The following is a 20125-nucleotide window of genomic DNA, read 5'->3' on the forward strand; positions in this document are numbered from 1 at the left end:
TCGACTTGTAGGATATCCGGCAAGTCGAAACTTCAACGGCGCAGGTGATCGTGAAAGTTGCTCTGCTGGGTGCCGGCCACTGGCACGCCCCGATGCACGCCGACGCGGCCCGTTTCGCAGGCGCGACCCTGTGCGCCGTGTGGGACCCGGATGCCACCGCCGCCCGCGCCCTTGCAGACCGGTTCGACGCGCCCGCAATCCCGTCGCTCGACCAGGTGCTGGCGACGCGGCCCGACATCTGCGTGACGATGGGACACCCGGCCGAGGTGCCGGCGCTTGCCCGCGCGCTGATCGACGCCGGGATGCCGATGATCCTTGAAAAGCCCGCCGCGCCCGAGACCCGCATCCTTCGCGAGATCGAGGCGCGCGCGCAGGCCCAAGGCGTCTTCGTGGCGGTGCCGCTGGCCAACCGCCTCAGCCCGGCGATGCGGGGTCTGGCGCGAACCCCCGAGGACACCGGGGGCGGAGACGACGCGCCGCCGCGGGTCGCCCACGCCTCGTTCAGGATCGTGAACGGCCCGCCCGAACGCTACCGCGACGACGGCGTCCCTTGGGTGCTGGACCCGGCGGCGGCGGGCGGCGGCGCGCTGCGCAACCTGGGCCTTCACGGCATCGACTGCGCGCTGTGCCTTGCCGACGGGCCGGTGCGCGTGACCTCGGCCCAGATCGCCAGGCGCCTGCACCCGGACGAGATGGTCGAGGATCACGCCCTCGTCACGCTCACCGACGCGGCCGGCGCGCTGTTCGTCGTCGAGGCGGGCTACACCACCCCTGCTATGCAGGCGGGCGGCGACCTGGAATGGCGGGTGGCGACGAAGGGCGCGTACCTCGTCGATCGGGGCGACAGCGCGCAGTGGATCGGCCCGCGCGGGCTGAGGTCGCTGCCCGCGCTGCCCCCGGACGAGCGGTACCGCGCCTTCATGACCGACACGCTGGCGCGGCTTGCCGACGGGCGGCCGCCGCTGGTCGGCCTGTCGGACTACGTCGCCGCGATGGCGGTGATCGATCAGGCCTACGCATTGGCGGCGGAGTAAGCCGGGCAAGGGAGGGGGCGACAGTGACGGAGAGCGGGTCGGACCGGCAAGGCGCAAGCGCCGAGGTCGGCATCGGCATCATCGGCGCGGGCCATTTCGGCGCGGTCCACGCCGAGGCGCTGCGCGAGGTCGCGGGCGCGCGGCTGACAGCCGTCTGCCGCAACGACGCCGACGCGGTCGCGGCCTTTGCCGCCCGCCACGGCGGCACGCCCCATACCGACTGGGCCGCGCTGCTGGGCGATCCGTCCGTGGATGTCGTCGTGATCGCCACCCCGCACGATATGCACCGCGAGATCGCGGTCGCGGCGCTGGGCGCGGGCAAGCACGTCCTGCTGGAAAAGCCGGTCGCGGCGACGCTGCCCGACTGCGACGCCATCGTCGCGGCGGCGGACCGGGCCGCCGGCCTGCTGACGATCGGCCACGTCACCCGGTATTTCCTGCCGATGCAGGCCGTCCACGCCTTTCTGCGAAGCGGCCGGATCGGCCGTCCGGTCGCGGGCACCAGCGCCTTTGTCAAGCTGTGGATGGAGGAGAATCGCCGCCCCTGGCACCTGTCGCGCGCCTCGGGCGGGGGGATGCTGATGACGGCCGGGATCCACGCGGTTGACAGGCTTGTCCACCTGATGGGCGGTGAGGTCGCGTCGGTCGGCGCGATGCTCGGCGCGGCATTCCACGACCAGGACGCCGACGATACGGCCTTCCTCAACCTGCGCTTCGCCGACGGGCGGATGGGGCAGGTGACGAGCATCGGTTACCGCGACGGTGCCGTGACCTCGGCCCTGCAGATCATGTGCGAGGGCGGGACGCTGGCGCTGGGCCGCGACGGCAGGCTGCGCGTGGGGCAGGCGGGCACCTGGTCCGATCTGCCCTGCGGCGACGAGCCCGACCCGATGCTGGGCGCCCTGAGGCGGCAATGGCGCGCGTTCCTCGACGCGGTCGCCGCAGGCGGGCCGCCGCCGGTCAGCGCCCGTTACGGCCGCCACATGGTCGCAATCATCGACGCCGCCGCCCGCGCCGACGCGGCGCGCCGCGAGATCGCAATTCAGCCACCCGAAGGAACAGCACCATGACCACCGCCGCAGAAAACCTGCAAGCCGCGCTCGACGGCGGGCTGATCGTCTCGTGCCAGCCGGTCACGGGCGGACCGATGGACAACGTGGCCACGATCGTGGCGCTGGCGCTGGCCGCCCGCGACGGCGGCGCGCGTGCGCTGCGGATCGAAGGGGCGGCCAACGTGTCGGCGGTGGCCAGGGCGTGCGACCTGCCCATCGTGGGGCTGGTCAAGCGCGACCTCGACACCTCGCCCGTCCGCATCACGCCGTTCATCGAGGACGTGGCGGCGCTGGCCGAAGCCGGGGCGCAGGTCATCGCCGTGGACGCGACCGACCGCGCCCGCCCGGTGCCGGTCGAGGATCTTCTTGCCGCGATCCGCCGGCACGGCCGCATCGCGATGGCCGACCTGTCGAACGAGGCCGAGGCGGCGCGCGCCAAGGCGATGGGCTTCGACATCCTGGGGACGACCATGTCGGGCTACACCGGCGGCCCGATCCCGGCGGCACCCGACCTTGCCTTCGTCGCAGCCTGCCGCCGCCTTGGCGGGATCGTCGTGGCCGAAGGGCGCTTCAACACGCCCGAGGCCGCGGCGGATGCCCGGCGCGCGGGCGCGACGGCCGTCTGCGTCGGCTCGGCGATCACCCGGACCGAACATGTTACGGGCTGGTTCAAGGCCGCGATCGACGCGGCGGGGCAGGCCCGCGACGGCGGTAGCGTGGGCACCGGCGACGCCGTCCTCGCCTTCGACATCGGCGGCACCAAGGCGCTGGCGGCGCTGGTGCGGGGCGCCGAGGTCCTGGACCGCCGGGTTGCGCCGACGCCCGGCGCGGTCGGAAGCCCCGCCTGGTTCGACGGCGTGGCGGCGCTGGCCGATGGCTGGACCGGGCGGTTCGCCCGGATCGGCGTTGCCGCCACCGGCTTGATCGAGGACGGCCACTGGTCGGCCCTCAACCCCGCCACGCTGGACATCCCCGAACGCACCGCGCTTGCCCGCGAACTCGGCGCGCGGCTGGGTGCGCCGGTCGAGGCGGTGAACGACGCGCAGGCGGCGGCCTGGGGCGAATACCGCTTCGGCGCGGGGCGCGGGCGCGACATGGTGTTCGTGACCGTGTCGTCGGGGATCGGCGGCGGGATCGTGGCGGGCGGCCGGCTGCTGCGCGGCGCGCGGGGTCTGGCCGGAAGCCTGGGACAGGTGCAGGGCAGCGCGGCCGAACCCCGGCTGGAAAGCCGCGCGTCGGGCTTTGCGATCGCGGGCGCGGCGCAAGGGGCGGGCCGTGACGCGGATACCCGCGCCGTCTTTGCCGCCGCCGCGGCGGGCGAGGGCTGGGCCGATCAGATCGTCACCGACGCGGCCCGCCGCCTGGCGGCGGCGCTGGTGGACCTGCAGCGCGTCGTCGACCCCGAATGCGTCGTCCTGGGCGGCGGCGTTGGGCTGCTGCCCGCATTCCGCGCGGCGCTCGACCGCGAACTCGGACCCCAACCCGAGCGCCTTCGCCCCCGCGTGGTCGCGGCCGAACTGGGCGGCGACGCGGGCGTCATAGGCGTCGCCGATCTCGCCAGATGAACCGCGCCCATGTCCCCGCCTTGCGTCGTCACGACGCGCTCGGGCAGGGCGCACACCGACTTCACCGAGGCCCGTCCTCACATTCCCGGAGAGCTGCAATGTCAAAGAACGACCATCGCACGACCCTGAAGTCCACACTCGCCGGCGGTCTCGTCGGCCTGACCGCGCTTGCGGGCCTTGGCGCGGGCGCCGCCGCGGCCGAGACCTGGCCCGACCTGCCCAAGGGCATCAAGAACGGGATCGGCGTCCAGGTCGAGGATCGGCTGATCGTCGGCCTGGGCAGCGCCGGGACGGAGCTTTACGCCCTCGACCTTGATGACCGCGCGGCGGGCTGGCAGGCGCTGAGCCCCTTTACCGGGCCGGCCCCCTCGCAACCCGCGGCCGCCGCGTCGGGCGGCAAGCTTTACGTCTTCAGCGGCTCGGGCCTGCCCGCCGCCGACGCCAAGGCGCCGATCGTGTTCGACACCGTCTACAGCTACGACCCCAAGGCCGACGCCTGGGCGCAGGTCGACACGACCACACCCGTGGGCCTGCTGGGCGCCAGCGCCTTTGCCCTGCCCGACGGGCGGATCGCCATCGTCGGCGGCTACAACAAGGATCTGTTCGACCGCTACCTGGCCGAGGTGACGCCCATCGACAAGACCGCCGAGCCCGACCGCTATGCCCAGGTCGTAGGGGCCTACATGGGGATGGAGCCGAAGGATTATCGCTGGAACGACAAGGTCCGGGTCTATGATCCCGCCAGCAACAGTTGGGGCGAGCTGGGCCCGAACCCCTACCTTCCGAACACCGGCGCGGGCCTGGTGCCGATGGCCGACGGCGAGGTGCTGGTCGTCAACGGCGAGGTCAAGCCGGGCCTGCGGACCGACGAGGTGAAGTCGCTCAAGGTCGCGGCAGACGCGGCCGAATGGGCCGAACTGCCGCCCGTGCCCGCGCCCGAAGGGACCGACGTGCAGGAAGGGCTTGCGGGCGCCTTCGCCGGCCGCGCGGGCGACGTCGTGCTGGTCGCGGGCGGCGCGAACTTTCCGGGCGCGCGGGCCAAGGCCGACGCGGGCACCTGGTACGCCCACGAAGGGCTGACCAAGACCTGGTCGCCCGAGGTGTTCGCGCTTGAGGACGGGCAGTGGTCTCAGGCCGGCGCGCTGCCCGAGGGGCTGGCATACGGCGCGTCGTTCACCGTGGGCGACGAGCTGGTCGTCGCGGGCGGCGAGGATGCGACCGGCACCGCGCGGGCCGAGGTGTTCTCGCTGGCGTGGGACGGGCAGAAGCTCGTGCGCGTGGACTGACCCGCGGCGACCCGGGTGCGGGGGGCGGGGCGTGCGCGCGCGGCCCCCTCGCGTCCGGGACCTGACAGGCGGGCGCAGCGAAGCGTTGCCGACCGGCCGTCCGCCCTGCGCGGGCGGCCTGTTGCGGGCGCGGAAGCTCGGCTAAGGAAGCGCCAGCCGAATCCGGGGTGCCGGATCGCGGGTCCTTGCAGGAGCAGCCGATGTCCGACCGTATCCACAGCGTCACCACCGCGCCGATCGAGGGGCAGAAGCCCGGCACCTCGGGCCTTCGCAAGAAAACGCGGGTTTTCATGCAGCCCCATTTCGTCGAAAACTTCACCCAGTCGATCTTCGACGCGATCGGCGGGCTTCAGGGCAAGACGCTGGTCCTGGGTGGCGACGGCCGGTTCTTCAACGACCGCGCGAGCCAGGTGATCCTGCGAATGGCGGCCGCGAACGGGGCCGCGCGGGTGATCGTGGGGCAGGGCGCGATCCTGTCCACCCCCGCCGCGTCGAACCTGATCCGCGAACGGGGCGCCGACGGCGGGATCATCTTGTCGGCAAGCCACAATCCGGGCGGCGAGGACGAGGACTTCGGGATGAAGTTCAACGGCGCGAACGGCGGGCCCGCGTCGGAAAAGGTCACCGACCTGATCTTTGCCCGCACGAAGGAAATCGAAAGCTACCGGATGCTGGACGCGCAGGACCTGGACCTGTCGGCCGTGGGCGAAGCCCGGCTGGGCGACATGGTGGTCGAGATCGTGGACCCGGTCGCCGCCTATGCCGCGCTGATGGAGCGGCTGTTCGACTTCGACGCGATCCGGGCGCTGTTCGCGGGCAGCTTCACCATGCGCTTCGATGCGATGCACGCGGTGACCGGCCCCTATGCGCGCGAGATCCTTGAACGCCGCCTGGGCGCGGCGCCGGGGACGGTCCTGAACGCCACCCCGCTGCCCGATTTCGGCGGCGGCCACCCGGACCCGAACCCGGTCTGGGCCAAGCCGCTGTTCGACCTGATGATGGGCGCGGACGCCCCCGACTTCGCCGCAGCCTCGGACGGGGACGGGGACCGCAACATGGTCCTGGGCCGCGGCGTCTATGTTACGCCATCAGACAGCCTGGCGGTCCTGGCCGCGAACGCGACGCTCGCCCCGGCCTATGCGGCCGGGCTGTCCGGCGTCGCGCGGTCGATGCCCACCAGCCGCGCCGCGGACCGCGTGGCCGCGGCGCTGGGGATCGAGGCGTTCGAGACGCCCACCGGCTGGAAGTTCTTCGGCAACCTGCTGGACGCGGGCCGCGTCACCATCTGCGGCGAGGAAAGCGCGGGCACCGGGTCCGACCACGTCCGCGAAAAGGACGGGCTGTGGGCGGTGCTGCTGTGGCTGAACATCCTTGCCGCCCGGAAAGAGCCGGTGGCGGGGATCATGGCGGCGCACTGGGCGCGCTTCGGGCGTGATTACTACAGCCGCCACGACTACGAGGCGGTCGCCTCGGACCGGGCCAACGCGCTAATGGACCGGCTGCGTTCGATGCTGGACGTCCTGCCGGGGCAGGACTTCGCCGGGCTGACCGTCGCGCAGGCGGACGATTTCGCCTATGTCGATCCGGTTGACGAATCCGTTTCGCAGCACCAGGGCATCCGGGTCCTGTTCACCGATGACAGCCGCGTCGTGTTCCGCCTGTCGGGCACGGGCACCGAAGGGGCCACGCTGCGGGTCTATCTGGAACGCTTCGCCGGGCCGGACGAGGTCCATGACCGGGCCCCGGACGAGGTGCTGGCGCCGGTCGTCGCAAGCGCCGAGGCGCTGGCGCAGATCCGCGAACACACCGGCCGCGACCGCCCCGACGTCACCACCTGACGGATTGTTGCCATCTAGGCGGGCCGACCCGGTCGTGAAGATCGGGTCGCCCCCGTCCAATCTAAGGAGTCGGGTGGGCGGCGTCACATCGGCAGGGCGGCGTCACATCGGCAGGGCAGCGCGCCGACCGGATGAGCCCGCCGCGATTAGGCAGATCAGTAGATATACCTGATCTGTTCGGTCCAGAACCGTTCGATCCGGCGCCACTGGCGGTTCACCTGTTCAAGCGGCGGATCGTCGAGGATGCCAGATGCGTCCAGCCCGTCGGCGTGGCGCGCGAAAAGCGTGCCCACGATGTCGCGCACCACGATCCCTTCGTCGGTCAGCCTGACCCGCACCGAGCGGCGATCCTGTTCGCAGCGCTGGTGATGGACATAGCCCATCTGGACTAGCTTCTTGAGGTTGTAGCTGACGTTCGAACCCTGATACATGCCGCGCGACCGCAGCTCGCCCGCCGACACCTCGGCCCCGCCGAGGTTATAGACCAGCAGCGCCTGCACCGGCGTCAGGTCGACCCGCCCGAGCCGTTCGAATTCGTCCTTGATGAGGTCCAGCATCAGCCGGTGCAGCCGGTCGAGGATCTGCAGCGTGTCGAGATAGCAGTCGGACTGCGCCGCGACCGCAGGCAGGGCCGCGGGGGGCGTTTCCCGCTGGATCAGGGCAAATCGGTTCATCGCGTCATCCAAGCTGTTGCCCGGAAACCATCGCCCAAAACATCCAAGATTCGGTTAAGCGGCGACGGAAATCTTCACCGCTCGTTCCGTGTGCGTTCCAGCGCGAAGCCGGCCACGTCTGCCAGCGCGGGATTGAACTCCGCGGGCCCTGCATCGGCATCGCCCCGCGTGCGCGCGCTGATCCACGCGTAAAGATCGTGGTCGTCCTGATCCAGCAGCCGCTCGTGCAGGTCCAGCGCCGCGTCGTCCAGATCGGCCATCCGCGCGTCGGCGTAAGGTCCCAGGATCAGGTCCATCTCCTTGATGCCCCGCCGCCAGCTGCGGATCGCCATCCGCTTGAGACGGGTCTGCCGGTCTTCCATGACGTTCCTTTCACAGTGGCGCCCAAGCGCCGCCGTCCTCTCTGCCCGTCGCCCGCCCGTGCGTCAAACCGGAACCCCCCTTGGCACGGGGCGTTGGCAGGGCGGACCAACTGAAAGGACAGAACATGCTTTCCAACAACGCGCTCGTCGTGGTTGCCGACGGCCATCAGGCCGTCCTGTTTCGCAACACGGCAAAGCACGGGATCGAGCTTCAGGAAAGCGAGCGGCTGAGCCCCAAGCACCTGCAGGACGAAAGCCAGGGCCGCCAGCCCGAGGAAACGACGCCCAAGGACGAGGACGAGGCGACCTTTGCCAAGCAACTCGTTGAAAAGCTGAACACGATGGTGCTCCAGCACAAGGTGGATGAGCTGGCGATCGTCGCCGACCCCTCGACCCTGGGGAACATGCGCAAGCACTATCACAAGGAATTGGAAGCGCGCCTGGTCAAGGAAGTGGCGAAGAACCTGGCCAACGCGGACGGCCAGCAGATCGCGGACACGCTCAAGGGCTGAGTTGATCGGCGCCTGACGTGATCGGCGCGATCGGGTCGTATGGGAAAGGGGGCCGCGCGGCCCCCTTTTTTCAGCCCTCGAGCGGGCAGCAGTCGCGCAGATGGAACCGGCCCTGCGCGTCCTCGGCCAGGATGCAAAGCTCGTCGATGCGCCACGGCGCGGGCACCTTGGCCGCAAAGAAATCCTCGGCTATGCCGCGCACGACGCGACGCTCGTCGTCGGCCAGCTGCTCGGTCAGGGTGACGTGCAGGTTGAACTCCTCGAGCGCGTAGGGATAGCCGAACTGGACCAGCAATTCCTGCTGGCGCGGGGTCAGCGCGCCGGGGTTGCGGCGCGTGATCTCGCGCTCGGTCAGTTCGGCGCGCAGCGGATCGAGGTCGCGGACCACGGTCGCGGCAAGGTCCTGCAGGTCGCCCGTGCCGCCCGCCGGGCGGAAGGCGAGGAAATTGAGGTCGTCGCGCAGTTCCAGCGTCACCTCGACCGGGCGCAGCTTGCCGCACAGATCGCGCAGCTGGTCCCGCAGGTCGTCGTAGCCGCAATCCCCGGCCAGAGCCATCGGCGCCTTGATCGTCGCGTGAAAGCCGTAGCGCCCGGCCCGCAGCGCCAGTTGCGACAGCGGTCGCGGCAGTCCGGGTAGGTGCGGCTGCGCGACCTGCCTGCCTGCCCGCGCGTCCCACCCCAGCCACGCGGCGCCGGCATCGGCGAACGCGCCGGCAGGCATCGCATAGACCGCATAACGGGGCCTGTGCGGGTCAACGGTCGTGGTCTGGCAGTCGGCGGTGGCGTTCATCGGATGTCAGGGTCTTTCCGTTTCCTTGAATCGAGGCGAAGCACTTACGCTGCGTCGGCTGACGTTGCAAATGATCATTGCGCAACCTCAGGATGCAGAGCGTCGAAGATCGGTCTCGTCCGGCTCTGCGTAGAAATTAACTTAGATCATCGCCGGAAGTTCACGCCAGAGGCGGGAAAAACCTCCACGCTGCCAGCCCAAGCCGTCGAGACGGTCGCAGGTCATGACCGACAGGGCGGCCGCATCGGCGCGTGCGGGCGGGGGGTTCGGGCTTTTCGACAGGCGCGCGACCTCGGCCAGAAGGTCATGGCGATCCAGCACAATGTCCGAGGCGTTGAACGCGCCGCGCGCGCGCGTTTGCAGGATCAGCAGCACCGCCTGCGCCAGATCGTCGCCGTGAAGCTCGGTCGCGACGCGGGGTTCGATCGGGCGGCCTGCCAGGTAATCTGCGATGAGGCCGGCCCATTTGTTGGCCGGGCCGGGACCGTAGATGCCGGTCGGGCGCAGGCTGGCGGTGGCGCGCGCAGGCGCGTCCAGCGCCGCAAGCGCGGCTTCGGCCTGCGCCTTGACGCGGCCGTAAAGCGAGGCGGGCGCGGGCGGGGTGCCGTCGGGCAAGGGGGTGCCGGGCGGCAGCGCGTCGAAGACCGCGCGGGACGACAGAAACAGGATCTGCGCGACGCCCGCGCGGACCGCGTCGTCGAAGAGCCGGACCGAGCCGTCGAGATTTGCCGCGATGAAGGCGGCCGGGTCGTCGCCCTCGCCCCCACGATACCGGCCGGGGACGTGGGAGAAAGCCGCATGGACCAGCGCGTCGTATCCGTCGAGTTGCGCGGGGCTGCCCAGCCGCCAGCCGGGCAGGGGGTCGATCTCATGCCCGGCGGCGATGGCGGCGCGGGCGATGAAGCCGCCGACGATCCCGGACGATCCGGTCAGCGCGATCTTCATGCGGCCCTCACGCCGGGTCGGGAAGGGTCCGGGTGTCGGGCACCGGCGCGCCCTCGGCATAGGCCCGCCACAGGTCGATCAGCGGCCGCAGGCGGTCGGCCTTGGCATGGTCCTGCCACGGCTTTTCGTACTGGAAATGCAGGATCTTCACGTCCTGCCAGCGCCACAGCCCGGGCATCGCGAACCAGACGTATTGCAGCATGTTGCAGAACACCGGCAGCCCGTGCCAGTCCGGGAAGTAGTGTTCCAGGAATGTCTGGTCGGTCCGCCGCCAGAACGCGTCGGGCACGTCGAGCCTGGACAGCATGTCCGCGAACGTCGCGGGATCAGGGCGCGCGGTGAACACGCCCGAGTTCATGCGGTGAAAGTCCGCGACGTTTTCATAGACGTTCGGGGCGGCGCAGAACTGGGGATAGTCGAACAGTTTGTCCACGTTCTGCAGGACCAGCGCGTCCGCGTCGATGAACACCACGCGCGCATAGTCCAGTTGCCACAGCCGCAGCTTGGCAAAGTTGTCCAGCGGGGTGTGGAAGGGCGGCTTCTCGCCCTTGGTGAACGCCGCCCGGCCGTGCAGTGCATCGCGGGCATGGGCGGCGTTGAAGGCGTCGGACGTGGGCAGCAGGTCGCAGCGGACCAGCCGCGCGCCCAGGGCCGAAAGCGGCGCGAGGTCCGCGTCCGCCACGTCGGTGTGAAGGACGCAGATGTCGGCGTCGGTGCCGGATAGCGTGATCGACCGCGCCAGCGCCCTGGCGCCAAGCGCGTAATCCGCGTTCGTCACCAGCGTCACGAAGGCGCGGTCGGACCGCGCGGGCCGGTTCGGGGTCAGCCCCTGCACGATCGGACCGCCCCCGTTCAGACGGCCTTGAGCCGCTTGCCTTCCGGGTCGTGGTCCACGCGCCGGGCGATGTCCTTGGTCCATGCGCTGACCGCCGGGACGCGGCTGCGGTCGATGCGGTGGGCGTATTTGCGGGCCACGTCCACGACCTCGGACAAAAGCCCTTCCTCAAGCGTGATCGGGTTCAGGCCGAGGGCGAGGAACTGGTCGTTCTTCACGATCAGGTCGTTCTCGTCGGCTTCCTTGCGCGGGTTCGGCAGCAGCTTCACCTCGGCCCCCGAAAGCTTTGCGATCAGCTGGGCGAGGTCGCGGACGCGGTGCGTTTCGGTCATCTGGTTGAAGATGCGGACCCGCTCGCCCGCCTGCGGCGCGTCGCCAAGGGCAAGCTCGACGCAGCGCACCGAATCCTGGATGTGGATGAAGGCGCGGGTCTGGCCGCCGGTGCCATGGACGGTCAGCGGATAGCCGATCGCCGCCTGGATCAGGAAGCGGTTCAGCACCGTGCCGTAATCGCCGTCATAGTCGAAGCGGTTGATGAGTTGTTCGTGCCGGCGCGTCTGGTCGGTGTGGGTGCCCCAGACGATCCCCTGGTGCAGGTCGGTGATCCGCAGCCCGTCGTTCTGGGCGTAGAACTGGAACAGGATCTGATCGAGCGACTTGGTCATGTGATAGACCGAGCCGGGGCGCGTCGGATACAGGATCTGCTGGTCGCGCTTGCCCGACGGCGTGTCGATCTGGATGTCCAGATATCCTTCGGGGATCGGCGCGCCGACCGAGGAGTAGCCATAGACGCCCATCGTGCCCAGATGGACGAGGTGCGCGTCGATGCCGGTTTCCACCAGCGCGGCCAACAGGTTGTGCGTGGCCGAGACGTTGTTGTCCACGGTGTAGACCTTGTGGCGGTCGGTCTTCATCGAATAGGGGGCGGCGCGCTGTTCGGCGAAGTGGATGACCGCGTCGGGGCGGTGGTCCAGCAGCCACGACTTCAGCCGCTCGTATTCGGTGGCGAGGTTCAGCAGGTGGAACTGGATCGTGTTGCCGCTTTCCTGCTTCCAGATGCGGCAGCGTTCCTGGATCGAATCCATCGGCGTCAGCGACTGCACGCCAAGCTCGGTGTCGATCCAGCGGCGCGACAGGTTGTCGACGATGTGGACCTCGTGGCCCAGGCTGGACAGGTGCAGCGAGGTGGGCCAGCCCACGAAACCATCGCCGCCAAGAACTGCGATCCGCATGTCAGGTACCCCTCGTCTTGCGCGTCTGCGCGGTCGTTATAGCGTGGCGAGGCGGCTGTCGAATGAAGATATGACGACAGCCTGATGGTTTGATGACAATCGGCTGATCCTCGCGCCGTTGGCAGGCCTCAGGCGACGAACCGCGCGGCGAGGCGCAGGTCCTCGACCAGCTGCGCCCGCGCCTCGTTCGCCGCGCCCACGTCGGGCACGCGCAGGATGTAGGACGGATGCCAGCTCAGCATGACCGGCCCCCCCTCGGTCTCTTCGACCTTGCCGCGGCGCCGGGTGATGCCTTCCTTGTGGCCGGTCAGGGCGTAGGCGGCGGTGCCGCCGAGCGCGAGCGTCAGCTTTGGCTGGATGAACCGCTGTTCCAGCCCCAGCCACCACTTGCAGATGTCGATCTCGGCCCGGTCGGGGTTCTGGTGCAGCCGCCGCTTGCCGCCCCGCGCGGTCATCTGCGGTTTGAACTTGAAGTGCTTGACCGCATTCGTCAGCCACACCTTGTCGCGTGCGAGGCCGGCCTTGCCCATCGCCTCGGCCAGGATCTCGCCCGCGGGGCCCACGAAGGGGCGGCCCTGCAGGTCCTCGTGGTCGCCGGGCTGCTCGCCCACGATCATCAGCCGCGCGTCGGGCGAACCCTCGCCCCACACCGTCTGGGTGGCGTGGCAGTGAAGGTCGCAGCGGTTGCAGTGGCGCGCGGCCTCGCCTGCCTGTTCCAGCGTGTCGATCCGGTCCGGGGCCTTGGGCATGGCGGCGCGGTACCTTTCGCTGATCTGGGCCGCGCGCGCGGGCGCGACGGTCGCCGCAGCCGAACGCATCTGGATGACCCTTCGTTCGGCGTCGGCCAGCATCGCCGGGATCGCCTGCGTCTCGGGCATGTTCTTCCAATATTTCATGGGCATCTCGGACCGCATCGCGTCCAGCTTGATCCGCGCCGGGTTGAAGATGTTGGTGAAATAAGTTGTCCACAGCGTCTCGGACGCGTCGTCGGGCAAGTCCGGCTTCGGTGCGCCGGGGCCAAGCGACAGCTCGCCTCCGATGAAGTCGGCGCGCTCGTCGGGGGTAAGGATCGTCCAGTCCATGTCGGCGAAGCGGCGCGCGAAGAAGGGCGCGTTGCGGGCGACGATGAAGTGTTCCGGCTCGAACCAGGCGGCGAAACGGCGGCGGGGGGCGTCCCCGGCCGCCGGCAGTTCGCGGAAGCGGACGAAGGCGCGCATCTTGTGGCTGTCGCGGCGGACGGACTTCGCCAGCGCCTCGAGCCGGGCCATCAGCGGATCGGCGGGGTTGCCCATGATGCCGCGGTCGTGCCGCAGCCGGTGCAGCAGGCCGTAAAGCAGCGAAAACCGTTCCGGGTCGCGGTGGCACAGCACGGTGTCGGCCAGATCGACGAAGGCGCGCGGCACGGTCAGCGGCCGGGCCGGGGGCAGGGGCTCTGGCGCAAAGAGGCCCGCCGCCCCGTCCCACGCCACGTCGTCGGGCGGCACGTCGGCGGCGGCGAGGCGGCGGGCGGCGTCGCGCCACGCCTCGCGCCAGCCAGTGTCGGGCAGGACCACGACCTGCATCAGATCAGCTGCAACTGCTCGGCCGGCGGCGCGAAGCGCGCGCGCAGGTCGGCGCTGTCGGTCAGCCCCTTGGGTGACCACCCCGGCACGCTGACAAAAGATCGCGCCTTTTTCATGACCGCCCCCAGCCGCGCAAGATCGTCATAGCGCAGCACGGCATGGCGCCGCGCGCCGAGGATGCGGTTCACGGTCTTGGTCCCGAACCCCGGCACCCGCAGCAGCATCTCGCGCGGGGCCCGGTTCACGTCGAGCGGAAAATCCGCGCGGTTCGCCAGCGCCCAGGCAAGCTTGGGGTCCATGTCGAGGTCGAGGTTGCCCGACGGCGCGACGCCCGCGATCTCGTCCACCTCGAACCCGTAGAACCGCATCAGCCAGTCGGCCTGATAAAGCCGGTGTTCCCGCATCAGGGGCGGCTTCACCAGCGGCAGGATGCTTGATGCGTCGGGGATCGGCGAGAACGCCGAGTAATAAACGCGTTTCAGCCCATATCCGGTGTAAAGCCGCGACGCCGTCGTCAGGATCGCCGCGTCATTGGCGCGGTCCGCGCCCACGATCATCTGCGTGGACTGTCCCGCGGGCGCGAACTTCGCCGGGCGCTTGCCCGTGTGGCTGCGATCGCGGCTCGCCTCGCGCGTCAGATGCACGCGGCCCATCGCGGTGCGGATCGTCTCGGGCCGCTTTTCCGGCGCCAGCTCGCGGATCGAATCGTCCTGCGGCAGCTCGATGTTGATCGACAGCCGGTCGGCGTAAAGCCCCGCCTCATCCAGCAGTTCGGGCGAGGCGTCGGGGATCGTCTTGAGGTGGATGTAGCCCTTGAACCCGTGGTCCAGCCGCAGCGTCTTTGCGATCCGCACCATGTCGGCCATCGTGGCGTCGGGCGAGCGGATGATGCCGGACGACAGGAACAGCCCCTCGATGTAGTTGCGGCGATAGAACTCCAGCGTCAGCGACACGACCTCCTCGACGCTGAAGCGCGCGCGTTCGACGTTCGAGCTGACTCGGTTCACGCAATAGGCGCAGTCGAAGATGCAGAAGTTCGTCATAAGGATCTTCAGCAGCGACACGCAGCGCCCGTCGGGCGTGTAGGCGTGGCAGATGCCCGCGCCCTCGGTCGAGCCGATGCCGCCCGCGCGCGAGTCGCGCTTTTCCGTCCCGCTGGAAGCGCAGGAGGCGTCGTATTTCGCCGCGTCCGAGAGAATCGCGAGCTTGCGTTGCAGGGTCATGCCAGCCATGATACCCAACGTATTTGTTCGCTCTATGTTCCGCAACAGTGGCGTGCGGCGGCGTGGCGGTCCTTCGATGCACCTGCCGGTCCGCTCAAAGCGGACCGGGACGCGCCCGCCCGCCCCTTGGCGGGCGCGTTCGCGCCCACCCGGGCGGACGCGTCCCTCCCGAGTGCTGGCTTCAAGGAGCCGCACGGAAACGGGCTCGTAGCCCGTCTCCTCCAGCAGGACCGCCCTGCCCGTCACATCACCAGTGCCCGGTATTCTCCATGCTTGCCCAAGGCTCCTGCGGCGGCAGGCGCTCGCCCTTCTGCAGCAGCTCCACCGACACGTTGTCCGGGCTGCGGACAAACGCCATGTGCCCGTCGCCCGGCGGGCGGTTGATCGTCACGCCGTTGTCCTGCAGGTGCTGGCACATGGCATAGATATCCTCGACCTCGTAGGCGAGATGGCCGAAGTGGCGGCTGTCCGACGGCAGCGCCTCGTCGCCGTCCCAGTTGTGGGTCAGCTCGACCGGCGCCGATTCGTCGCCCGGCGCGGCCATGAACACCAGCGAGAAGCGGCCCTTGTCGTTGTCGATGCGCCGGATCTCGCGCAGCCCCAGCAGGCCGAAGAATCGCATCGTCGCATCCAGGTCGAGAACGCGCACCATCGTGTGCAGGTAGCGGACTTCCATGATCGTCTCCCATCCGGTTTCGCGGCGATCCTGCCACGGCGGCATCGCCTTCGCCAGAACACAACACCTTCCGCGACGCGGGCAGCCGCGCTACAAGATGTGGTGAGAACCCGAGAGGACGCCGCCATGCCCCTGACGCCCGAACAGCAAGCCCAGATCGACGAGGATCGCAGCACGCCGCGCCCGACCCTGCGCGCCGTAAGCGAGGGGATGGAGCGGCACCTGTACGTCGCTCATCCGGTGCTGGACCACGGGCTCGTCCGCGTCATCGACTACATGGGCGACGATGGCGCGATCGTGCAGGCGGCGCGGGTCAGCTACGGCCGCGGCACGAAGGCGGTGTCGAACGACGAGGGGCTGATCCGCTACCTGATGCGGCACTGGCACTCGACCCCGTTCGAGATGTGCGAGGTCAAGTTCCACGTCAAGCTGCCGGTATTCGTCGCCCGCCAGTGGATCCGCCACCGCACCGCGAACGTGAACGAATACTCCGCCCGCTACTCGATCCTCGACCGGGAGTTCTACATTCCCGCGCCCGAACAGCTCGCTGCGCAGTCGAAGGTGAACAACCAGGGCCGCGGCGAGGTCCTGTCGGGCGACGAGGCGCAGCGCGTCCTGGACCTGCTGCGCGAGGACGCAACCCGCGCCTACGACCACTACGAGGACATGCTGTCGCAGGACGGTCAGCAGGGGCTGGCGCGCGAACTGGCGCGGATGAACCTCCCCGCGAACGTCTACACCCAGTGGTACTGGAAAACCGACCTTCACAACCTGTTCCACTTCCTGCGCCTGCGCGCGGACGCGCACGCGCAATACGAGATCCGCGTCTACGCGGAGGCGATGTGCCGGATCGTGAAAGACTGGGTGCCGCTGGCCTATGGGGCGTTCGAGGACTACCGGCTGGGCGGGGTGTCGCTGTCCGGGCGGGGGGTCGAGGTGCTGCGGCGGAGGCTGGCGGGGGAAGTGGTGACGGCGGAGAACTCGGGTATGAGCAAGGGGGAGTGGCGGGAGTTTGAGGGGGTTTGGGGGTGAGGTGGGCTGCTAGCGGGCGATGATAGCGGCGCTCGGCGATATTCCGCTCTTGCACCTACGACGTCATGTACCCATCGCAGAAAAAATCTACACAATCCTGAAGGATCAGGAGCGCGAGACATGTCATCCATCGTAAAACTGTCGTCTCCGCAATCGGCTTCGTCCGATTCTACCTCGGGCGCTGAACCGGCGAAGCCTAAGGTGGATGCGTCGTCGGCACTTAAACCGCAAGCCGCAAGTGACCAGCGCGCTGCACTTGAGAAAATCTTAACCGACTACAATGTCCACGATGACGAGATGACTGAGTGGGTTCCGCAAATGGGCGGCCTTCCGTTCGACATGCCGTTCGTCAGTCCAAAGTGGATGACCCGCACCGAGGGAAAATTGCTGGACGATCTGGCGTCTGCTCGGGGACTGGCCGGTCTTAAGGAATTCCGAAACATCATGTCGAATGAACCGCGTGACCGAGGTAAGGCCTTTACGACGGCAGACCGGTATTACCCGCGCGTCGATGGAAATGGGCGCGAAATCGCGGGGGCAGATGATGGACACAACGATGCGTTTCGCCACGCGTATTTCAATGCATTGCTGACCAGAAGCTTTGGTTCAGAGTTCGCAGCGGCCTTTGCGACGGCTCACGAGGGGACCCCCGGCAATCCCGCCAGCAAAGAGGCTATGGACCTTTACAACAACGAAGTTGGCCGGCGGGTCGCAATGCGAAACGTTGAAGCATTGGACGACGAACTCGCCGAACTGATTCAAGCTGCCCTTAAGAACGGCGAAATGGTAGTAATTGACGGCGCGGGCGAACTGGCGTTTTCTGACGAAGTTCCTGTCGGGCAGACCGGAAGAGCCAAAGATAGCCCGCGTGGCATACACAGGGCTCCTCCTCCTTTCGAGCCAAAACGGTGATTAAATATTGGATAGCGGCGGGCGTCGTCTCTATCGTTCTGCTGATGTCCGCCCTCCGTGACTCTGAGGCTGTCATGAACGACACTGCTCTAAGCGACGAGATCGCGCGCTTTACGGACGCAGGTCCGAGTGGTGCGACACTGCGGCTCGAACAGGTAACGGATTTCCCTTGGGATACGGTCCGTGCCTTCTCGGGCACGGCGCCACTTGAATACTATCGCCGGTACCTCGGCGCGGATTTTGATCTGGACGACAGCGTTAGCAGCTTGATTACAAGCGACTCCGGCATTCTCGTGTTTCAGCACAAGGGTGCGGTGGTCCGGACCGTCGTGCTTGGCCCGCCTGTCTACCTAGGCGACGGATTGGGACTCGCGCACGAGCGTCAGGACGCAGTGCTGATGGTGATCACCAAGGATCCAGGACCCTACGTTTCAATCGAGTTCGTTGAATAGAGCCGCGGCTTCGCCGGCGCGCTCACCCTCGCCACCCACTTCCTGACCACCGCCACGCGTTCCGCCTCATCCAGCCACGGAAGATGCCCCCGTCCGGGCACCTTCCCATAGATCATCTCGGGCCGCCGACGCCGCATCTCGGCGGCGGTCTCGTCCGACAGCAGGTCCGACCCTGCCCCGTGGATCAGCGCCAGCGGCAGCCCCGCGGTCCCCTACCTCTCGACAACAAGCTTCGCCCTGCCGTCATCCGGCCAACCGCACCCCCATCCCCCGCACCCCCAACCACCACGTGACGTCGCGTCCCATCCGCTCTAAGCTCCCGGCGCGCCAGACGTGGACACGCCGATGCCGAAGCCTTCCCCCGATCCTCGCCGTCCGCTCCGGCCCCTTCACGCCGTCCGGGCGCGCGCCGCCGGATGAGCGGCCCTGACCTGATCTTCATCCGAAGCCACCGCTTCGGCCCCGTCGAGGCGGCACTCGCGGCCCAGCTCGAGCCGGTGTTCGGGGCGGACAACGTCGCGCTTTGCCTCGACGAAAGCCGGGGCGCGGCCGACACCGGGCGGTGGCCCAAATCCAGCCTCACGCCCGGCCGGGTGCAGGACATGATCGGCGCCCCGCCCCCCGCCGACTGGGGCTGGCGCATGGGCGATCTGTGCCACATCGCCGTGGCCGACGATTTCGGCCCCCGCCGCCGCCAGTGGCTGATCGAATCCGACGTGCATATCCCCGCCGGGCGCGAGGCCGAGGTCTTTGCCCGCCTGTCCGCCATCGACGCAGACTTCATCGCCTGCAATCTCGCGCCGAAGAAGGTCAAGCAGATGGCCGCCGGCGTGCGGCTGGCGCTTCCGACCGCCGACTGGGGCTGCATCTTCGCGTTCAACCGGCTGGACGGCGCGCATGTGCCCGCGCTGCGCGACACCCGCCGCGCGATCGCCCGGGCGCTGCCGGGCAGCGGGTTACAGACGCCGAACGACGAGGCGGTGGTGGCAAATCTCGGCCACGCCGCCGGCTGGACGATGGTGGACCTGTTCCAGGCCGCGCCCGAGATGTTCGCGCGCAACTGGTTCGACACGAACCCCCCCATGCTGCGCGAGGCTTGCGACGTGAACCGCCGTCACCCGCGCGTGTCCCACCCGGTGCTGAGCTACGATGCCATCCGCGCGCGCCTCGGCGCGGCAGGCGCGGACGGGCATCCGCAGCGCTACAAGCCGGCGCGCCTTGGTCGCATCCTAAGCGCGCTTGACGAGGAGCGGCGCCAGACGCTGCTTGCGCTCATCGAACGGGACCCGACGCCCGCCGACACCCACCCCGGAAAGGACCCCGATGACTGAGCCTCTGCGCCTTTTCTGGTGGAACAAGTCGCCCAATTTCGGCGACGCCCTGTCGCGGGACGTGGTGGCGCATGTCTCGGGCCGCAAGGTCGAGTGGGCGGCCGAGACCGCAGCCCAGATCTTCGCGGTGGGCTCGATCATGTGGAACGTGCGCAAGGGCGTCCACAAGCGCGCCCCGGGGGGTGAGCCGCCGGTCGTCTGGGGCACCGGCTGCATGGAGCCGATCGGCACCGACTGGGTGAGCAAGGCCGAGATCGCGGCGCTTCGCGGCCCCGTGACGGCCGCGGTCTTCGACCGCTCGCCCGCGCTTGCCCTGGGCGATCCGGGTCTTCTCGCAGCCGAGGTGGTGGGGCCAGTGAGGCGCACCGACGCGATCGGCATCGTCCCGCACCATTCGCAGTTCGGCACGCCCGAAATCGAGGAGCTGCAGGCATTCGTGGCAGGCCAGCCCGACAGGCTCAGGCTGATCGACGTGCGCAGCAACGACGCGGCGGCGGTGATCCGCGACATCGCATCGTGCAGCCACGTGTTCTCGCAAAGCCTGCACGGGCTGATCGTGGCCGACGCCTACGGCATACCCAACCGGTTGATGAGGCCCGATGCGATCCATCGCAGCGCGTGGTTCAAGTTCTACGACTACTGCGCCAGCGTGCGCCGCAAGCCCGAGCCGGGGCTGACCTTGTCGGACCTGACCGCGCTTCTGGCGAAGGGGGAACCGGGCAGCATCACGTCAGCGGATGCAGGGCTGGTCCAGGAACTCTGCGCCGGGTTGAAAGCCGCCTTCCCGGATCGCCTGAAGGCGCAGTGAAGGC

The 20125-nt window shown here is 68.9% G+C and carries 20 protein-coding genes; 11 read left to right on the forward strand and 9 right to left on the reverse strand.

Annotated elements, in window-relative coordinates; all coding sequences use genetic code 11:
* Nucleotides 1-50: 50 nt before the first annotated feature.
* From FNF32_RS14000 to FNF32_RS14020, 5 genes are all read left to right on the forward strand, one after another.
* The gene (locus FNF32_RS14000; protein WP_131672876.1) at nt 51-1034 is read left to right on the forward strand and encodes a Gfo/Idh/MocA family protein; all 984 of its coding nucleotides are present in this window, start codon (nt 51-53) and stop codon (nt 1032-1034) included.
* Between the two features lie 23 nt (nt 1035-1057).
* Entirely contained in the window at nt 1058-2104 is a 1047-nt protein-coding gene (locus FNF32_RS14005; RefSeq protein WP_131672875.1) for a Gfo/Idh/MocA family protein, read from the forward strand.
* The gene (locus tag FNF32_RS14010) at nt 2101-3651 is read left to right on the forward strand and encodes a putative N-acetylmannosamine-6-phosphate 2-epimerase (RefSeq protein WP_131672874.1); all 1551 of its coding nucleotides are present in this window, start codon (nt 2101-2103) and stop codon (nt 3649-3651) included. Before FNF32_RS14005 ends, FNF32_RS14010 begins: the two co-directional genes overlap by 4 nt.
* Before the next feature lie 98 nt (nt 3652-3749).
* Entirely contained in the window at nt 3750-4937 is a 1188-nt protein-coding gene (locus FNF32_RS14015; protein ID WP_131672873.1) for an N-acetylneuraminate epimerase, read from the forward strand.
* A 200-nt stretch (nt 4938-5137) separates the two neighbouring features.
* Nucleotides 5138-6775 carry an alpha-D-glucose phosphate-specific phosphoglucomutase gene (locus tag FNF32_RS14020; RefSeq protein WP_131672872.1) on the forward strand — a complete coding sequence of 546 codons (1638 nt, stop codon included), beginning with the start codon at nt 5138-5140 and terminating at the stop codon, nt 6773-6775.
* A gap of 155 nt (nt 6776-6930) precedes the next feature.
* Here the strand turns inward: FNF32_RS14020 and FNF32_RS14025 are convergent, their stop codons facing one another.
* Together FNF32_RS14025 and FNF32_RS14030 are read right to left on the reverse strand one after the other, a co-directional pair.
* A complete protein-coding gene (locus FNF32_RS14025) occupies nt 6931-7449 on the reverse strand; it encodes a MarR family winged helix-turn-helix transcriptional regulator (protein ID WP_131672871.1) in 519 nt (172 codons plus the stop codon).
* Nucleotides 7450-7523: 74 nt separating this feature from the next.
* Nucleotides 7524-7811: an FAD assembly factor SdhE gene (locus FNF32_RS14030; RefSeq protein ID WP_185961972.1), complete on the reverse strand. Its 288-nt coding sequence runs from the start codon at nt 7809-7811 to the stop codon at nt 7524-7526.
* Nucleotides 7812-7936: 125 nt separating this feature from the next.
* Here FNF32_RS14030 and FNF32_RS14035 point away from each other — a divergent pair, with 125 nt between their 5' ends.
* Nucleotides 7937-8323: a host attachment family protein gene (locus FNF32_RS14035; RefSeq protein ID WP_131672870.1), complete on the forward strand. Its 387-nt coding sequence runs from the start codon at nt 7937-7939 to the stop codon at nt 8321-8323.
* A gap of 70 nt (nt 8324-8393) precedes the next feature.
* Here the strand turns inward: FNF32_RS14035 and FNF32_RS14040 are convergent, their stop codons facing one another.
* From FNF32_RS14040 to FNF32_RS14070, 7 genes are all read right to left on the reverse strand, one after another.
* On the reverse strand, nt 8394-9113 hold the full coding sequence (locus tag FNF32_RS14040; protein ID WP_131672869.1) for a DUF1045 domain-containing protein: 720 nt from the start codon (nt 9111-9113) through the stop codon (nt 8394-8396).
* Between the two features lie 141 nt (nt 9114-9254).
* The gene (locus FNF32_RS14045; protein WP_131672868.1) at nt 9255-10058 is read right to left on the reverse strand and encodes an NAD-dependent epimerase/dehydratase family protein; all 804 of its coding nucleotides are present in this window, start codon (nt 10056-10058) and stop codon (nt 9255-9257) included.
* Nucleotides 10059-10065: 7 nt separating this feature from the next.
* Entirely contained in the window at nt 10066-10896 is an 831-nt protein-coding gene (locus FNF32_RS14050; protein WP_246087874.1) for a glycosyltransferase, read from the reverse strand.
* Between the two features lie 14 nt (nt 10897-10910).
* Nucleotides 10911-12125, reverse strand: coding sequence for an NAD-dependent epimerase/dehydratase family protein (locus tag FNF32_RS14055; protein WP_131672866.1), 1215 nt, complete (start codon nt 12123-12125; stop codon nt 10911-10913).
* Nucleotides 12126-12253: 128 nt separating this feature from the next.
* Nucleotides 12254-13687: a UdgX family uracil-DNA binding protein gene (locus tag FNF32_RS14060; RefSeq protein WP_131672865.1), complete on the reverse strand. Its 1434-nt coding sequence runs from the start codon at nt 13685-13687 to the stop codon at nt 12254-12256.
* Nucleotides 13687-14919: a putative DNA modification/repair radical SAM protein gene (locus FNF32_RS14065; protein ID WP_131672864.1), complete on the reverse strand. Its 1233-nt coding sequence runs from the start codon at nt 14917-14919 to the stop codon at nt 13687-13689. The genes FNF32_RS14060 and FNF32_RS14065 overlap by 1 nt, the downstream gene beginning before the upstream one ends.
* 238 nt (nt 14920-15157) lie before the next feature.
* On the reverse strand, nt 15158-15586 hold the full coding sequence (locus FNF32_RS14070; protein WP_131672863.1) for a VOC family protein: 429 nt from the start codon (nt 15584-15586) through the stop codon (nt 15158-15160).
* Nucleotides 15587-15712: 126 nt separating this feature from the next.
* Here FNF32_RS14070 and thyX point away from each other — a divergent pair, with 126 nt between their 5' ends.
* The 5 genes from thyX to FNF32_RS14100 all read left to right on the forward strand — a co-directional run bounded on the left by thyX (nt 15713) and on the right by FNF32_RS14100 (nt 20121).
* Nucleotides 15713-16618, forward strand: a complete 906-nt coding sequence (thyX, locus tag FNF32_RS14075; protein ID WP_131672862.1) for an FAD-dependent thymidylate synthase — start codon at nt 15713-15715, stop codon at nt 16616-16618.
* Between the two features lie 120 nt (nt 16619-16738).
* Nucleotides 16739-17530 carry a DUF6973 domain-containing protein gene (locus FNF32_RS14080; protein WP_131672861.1) on the forward strand — a complete coding sequence of 264 codons (792 nt, stop codon included), beginning with the start codon at nt 16739-16741 and terminating at the stop codon, nt 17528-17530.
* 74 nt (nt 17531-17604) lie between these two features.
* Nucleotides 17605-17982 (forward strand): hypothetical protein, encoded by a 378-nt coding sequence (locus FNF32_RS14085; RefSeq protein WP_131672860.1) that lies wholly within the window; start codon nt 17605-17607, stop codon nt 17980-17982.
* A gap of 416 nt (nt 17983-18398) precedes the next feature.
* Nucleotides 18399-19313 (forward strand): hypothetical protein, encoded by a 915-nt coding sequence (locus tag FNF32_RS14095; RefSeq protein ID WP_131672859.1) that lies wholly within the window; start codon nt 18399-18401, stop codon nt 19311-19313.
* Nucleotides 19306-20121 carry a glycosyltransferase family protein gene (locus tag FNF32_RS14100; RefSeq protein ID WP_131672858.1) on the forward strand — a complete coding sequence of 272 codons (816 nt, stop codon included), beginning with the start codon at nt 19306-19308 and terminating at the stop codon, nt 20119-20121. Before FNF32_RS14095 ends, FNF32_RS14100 begins: the two co-directional genes overlap by 8 nt.
* The last annotated feature ends 4 nt before the right edge of the window (nt 20122-20125 follow it).

The organism is Paracoccus marinus, assembly GCF_007018965.1.
Taxonomy (GTDB): Bacteria; Pseudomonadota; Alphaproteobacteria; order Rhodobacterales; family Rhodobacteraceae; genus Paracoccus; species Paracoccus marinus.

Bases quoted from the DNA above. Each gene is read 5' to 3' on its own strand.
- FNF32_RS14025 (WP_131672871.1), bottom strand. From the start codon at position 7,449: ATGAACCGATTTGCCCTGATCCAGCGGGAAACGCCCCCCGCGGCCCTG.
- FNF32_RS14010 (WP_131672874.1), top strand. From the start codon at position 2,101: ATGACCACCGCCGCAGAAAACCTGCAAGCCGCGCTCGACGGCGGGCTG.
- FNF32_RS14060 (WP_131672865.1), bottom strand. From the start codon at position 13,687: ATGCAGGTCGTGGTCCTGCCCGACACTGGCTGGCGCGAGGCGTGGCGC.
- FNF32_RS14055 (WP_131672866.1), bottom strand. From the start codon at position 12,125: ATGCGGATCGCAGTTCTTGGCGGCGATGGTTTCGTGGGCTGGCCCACC.
- FNF32_RS14045 (WP_131672868.1), bottom strand. From the start codon at position 10,058: ATGAAGATCGCGCTGACCGGATCGTCCGGGATCGTCGGCGGCTTCATC.
- FNF32_RS14035 (WP_131672870.1), top strand. From the start codon at position 7,937: ATGCTTTCCAACAACGCGCTCGTCGTGGTTGCCGACGGCCATCAGGCC.
- FNF32_RS14040 (WP_131672869.1), bottom strand. From the start codon at position 9,113: ATGAACGCCACCGCCGACTGCCAGACCACGACCGTTGACCCGCACAGG.
- thyX (WP_131672862.1), top strand. From the start codon at position 15,713: ATGCCCCTGACGCCCGAACAGCAAGCCCAGATCGACGAGGATCGCAGC.
- FNF32_RS14080 (WP_131672861.1), top strand. From the start codon at position 16,739: ATGTCATCCATCGTAAAACTGTCGTCTCCGCAATCGGCTTCGTCCGAT.
- FNF32_RS14015 (WP_131672873.1), top strand. From the start codon at position 3,750: ATGTCAAAGAACGACCATCGCACGACCCTGAAGTCCACACTCGCCGGC.
- FNF32_RS14020 (WP_131672872.1), top strand. From the start codon at position 5,138: ATGTCCGACCGTATCCACAGCGTCACCACCGCGCCGATCGAGGGGCAG.
- FNF32_RS14030 (WP_185961972.1), bottom strand. From the start codon at position 7,811: ATGGAAGACCGGCAGACCCGTCTCAAGCGGATGGCGATCCGCAGCTGG.
- FNF32_RS14065 (WP_131672864.1), bottom strand. From the start codon at position 14,919: ATGGCTGGCATGACCCTGCAACGCAAGCTCGCGATTCTCTCGGACGCG.
- FNF32_RS14095 (WP_131672859.1), top strand. From the start codon at position 18,399: ATGAGCGGCCCTGACCTGATCTTCATCCGAAGCCACCGCTTCGGCCCC.
- FNF32_RS14100 (WP_131672858.1), top strand. From the start codon at position 19,306: ATGACTGAGCCTCTGCGCCTTTTCTGGTGGAACAAGTCGCCCAATTTC.
- FNF32_RS14070 (WP_131672863.1), bottom strand. From the start codon at position 15,586: ATGGAAGTCCGCTACCTGCACACGATGGTGCGCGTTCTCGACCTGGAT.
- FNF32_RS14085 (WP_131672860.1), top strand. From the start codon at position 17,605: ATGAACGACACTGCTCTAAGCGACGAGATCGCGCGCTTTACGGACGCA.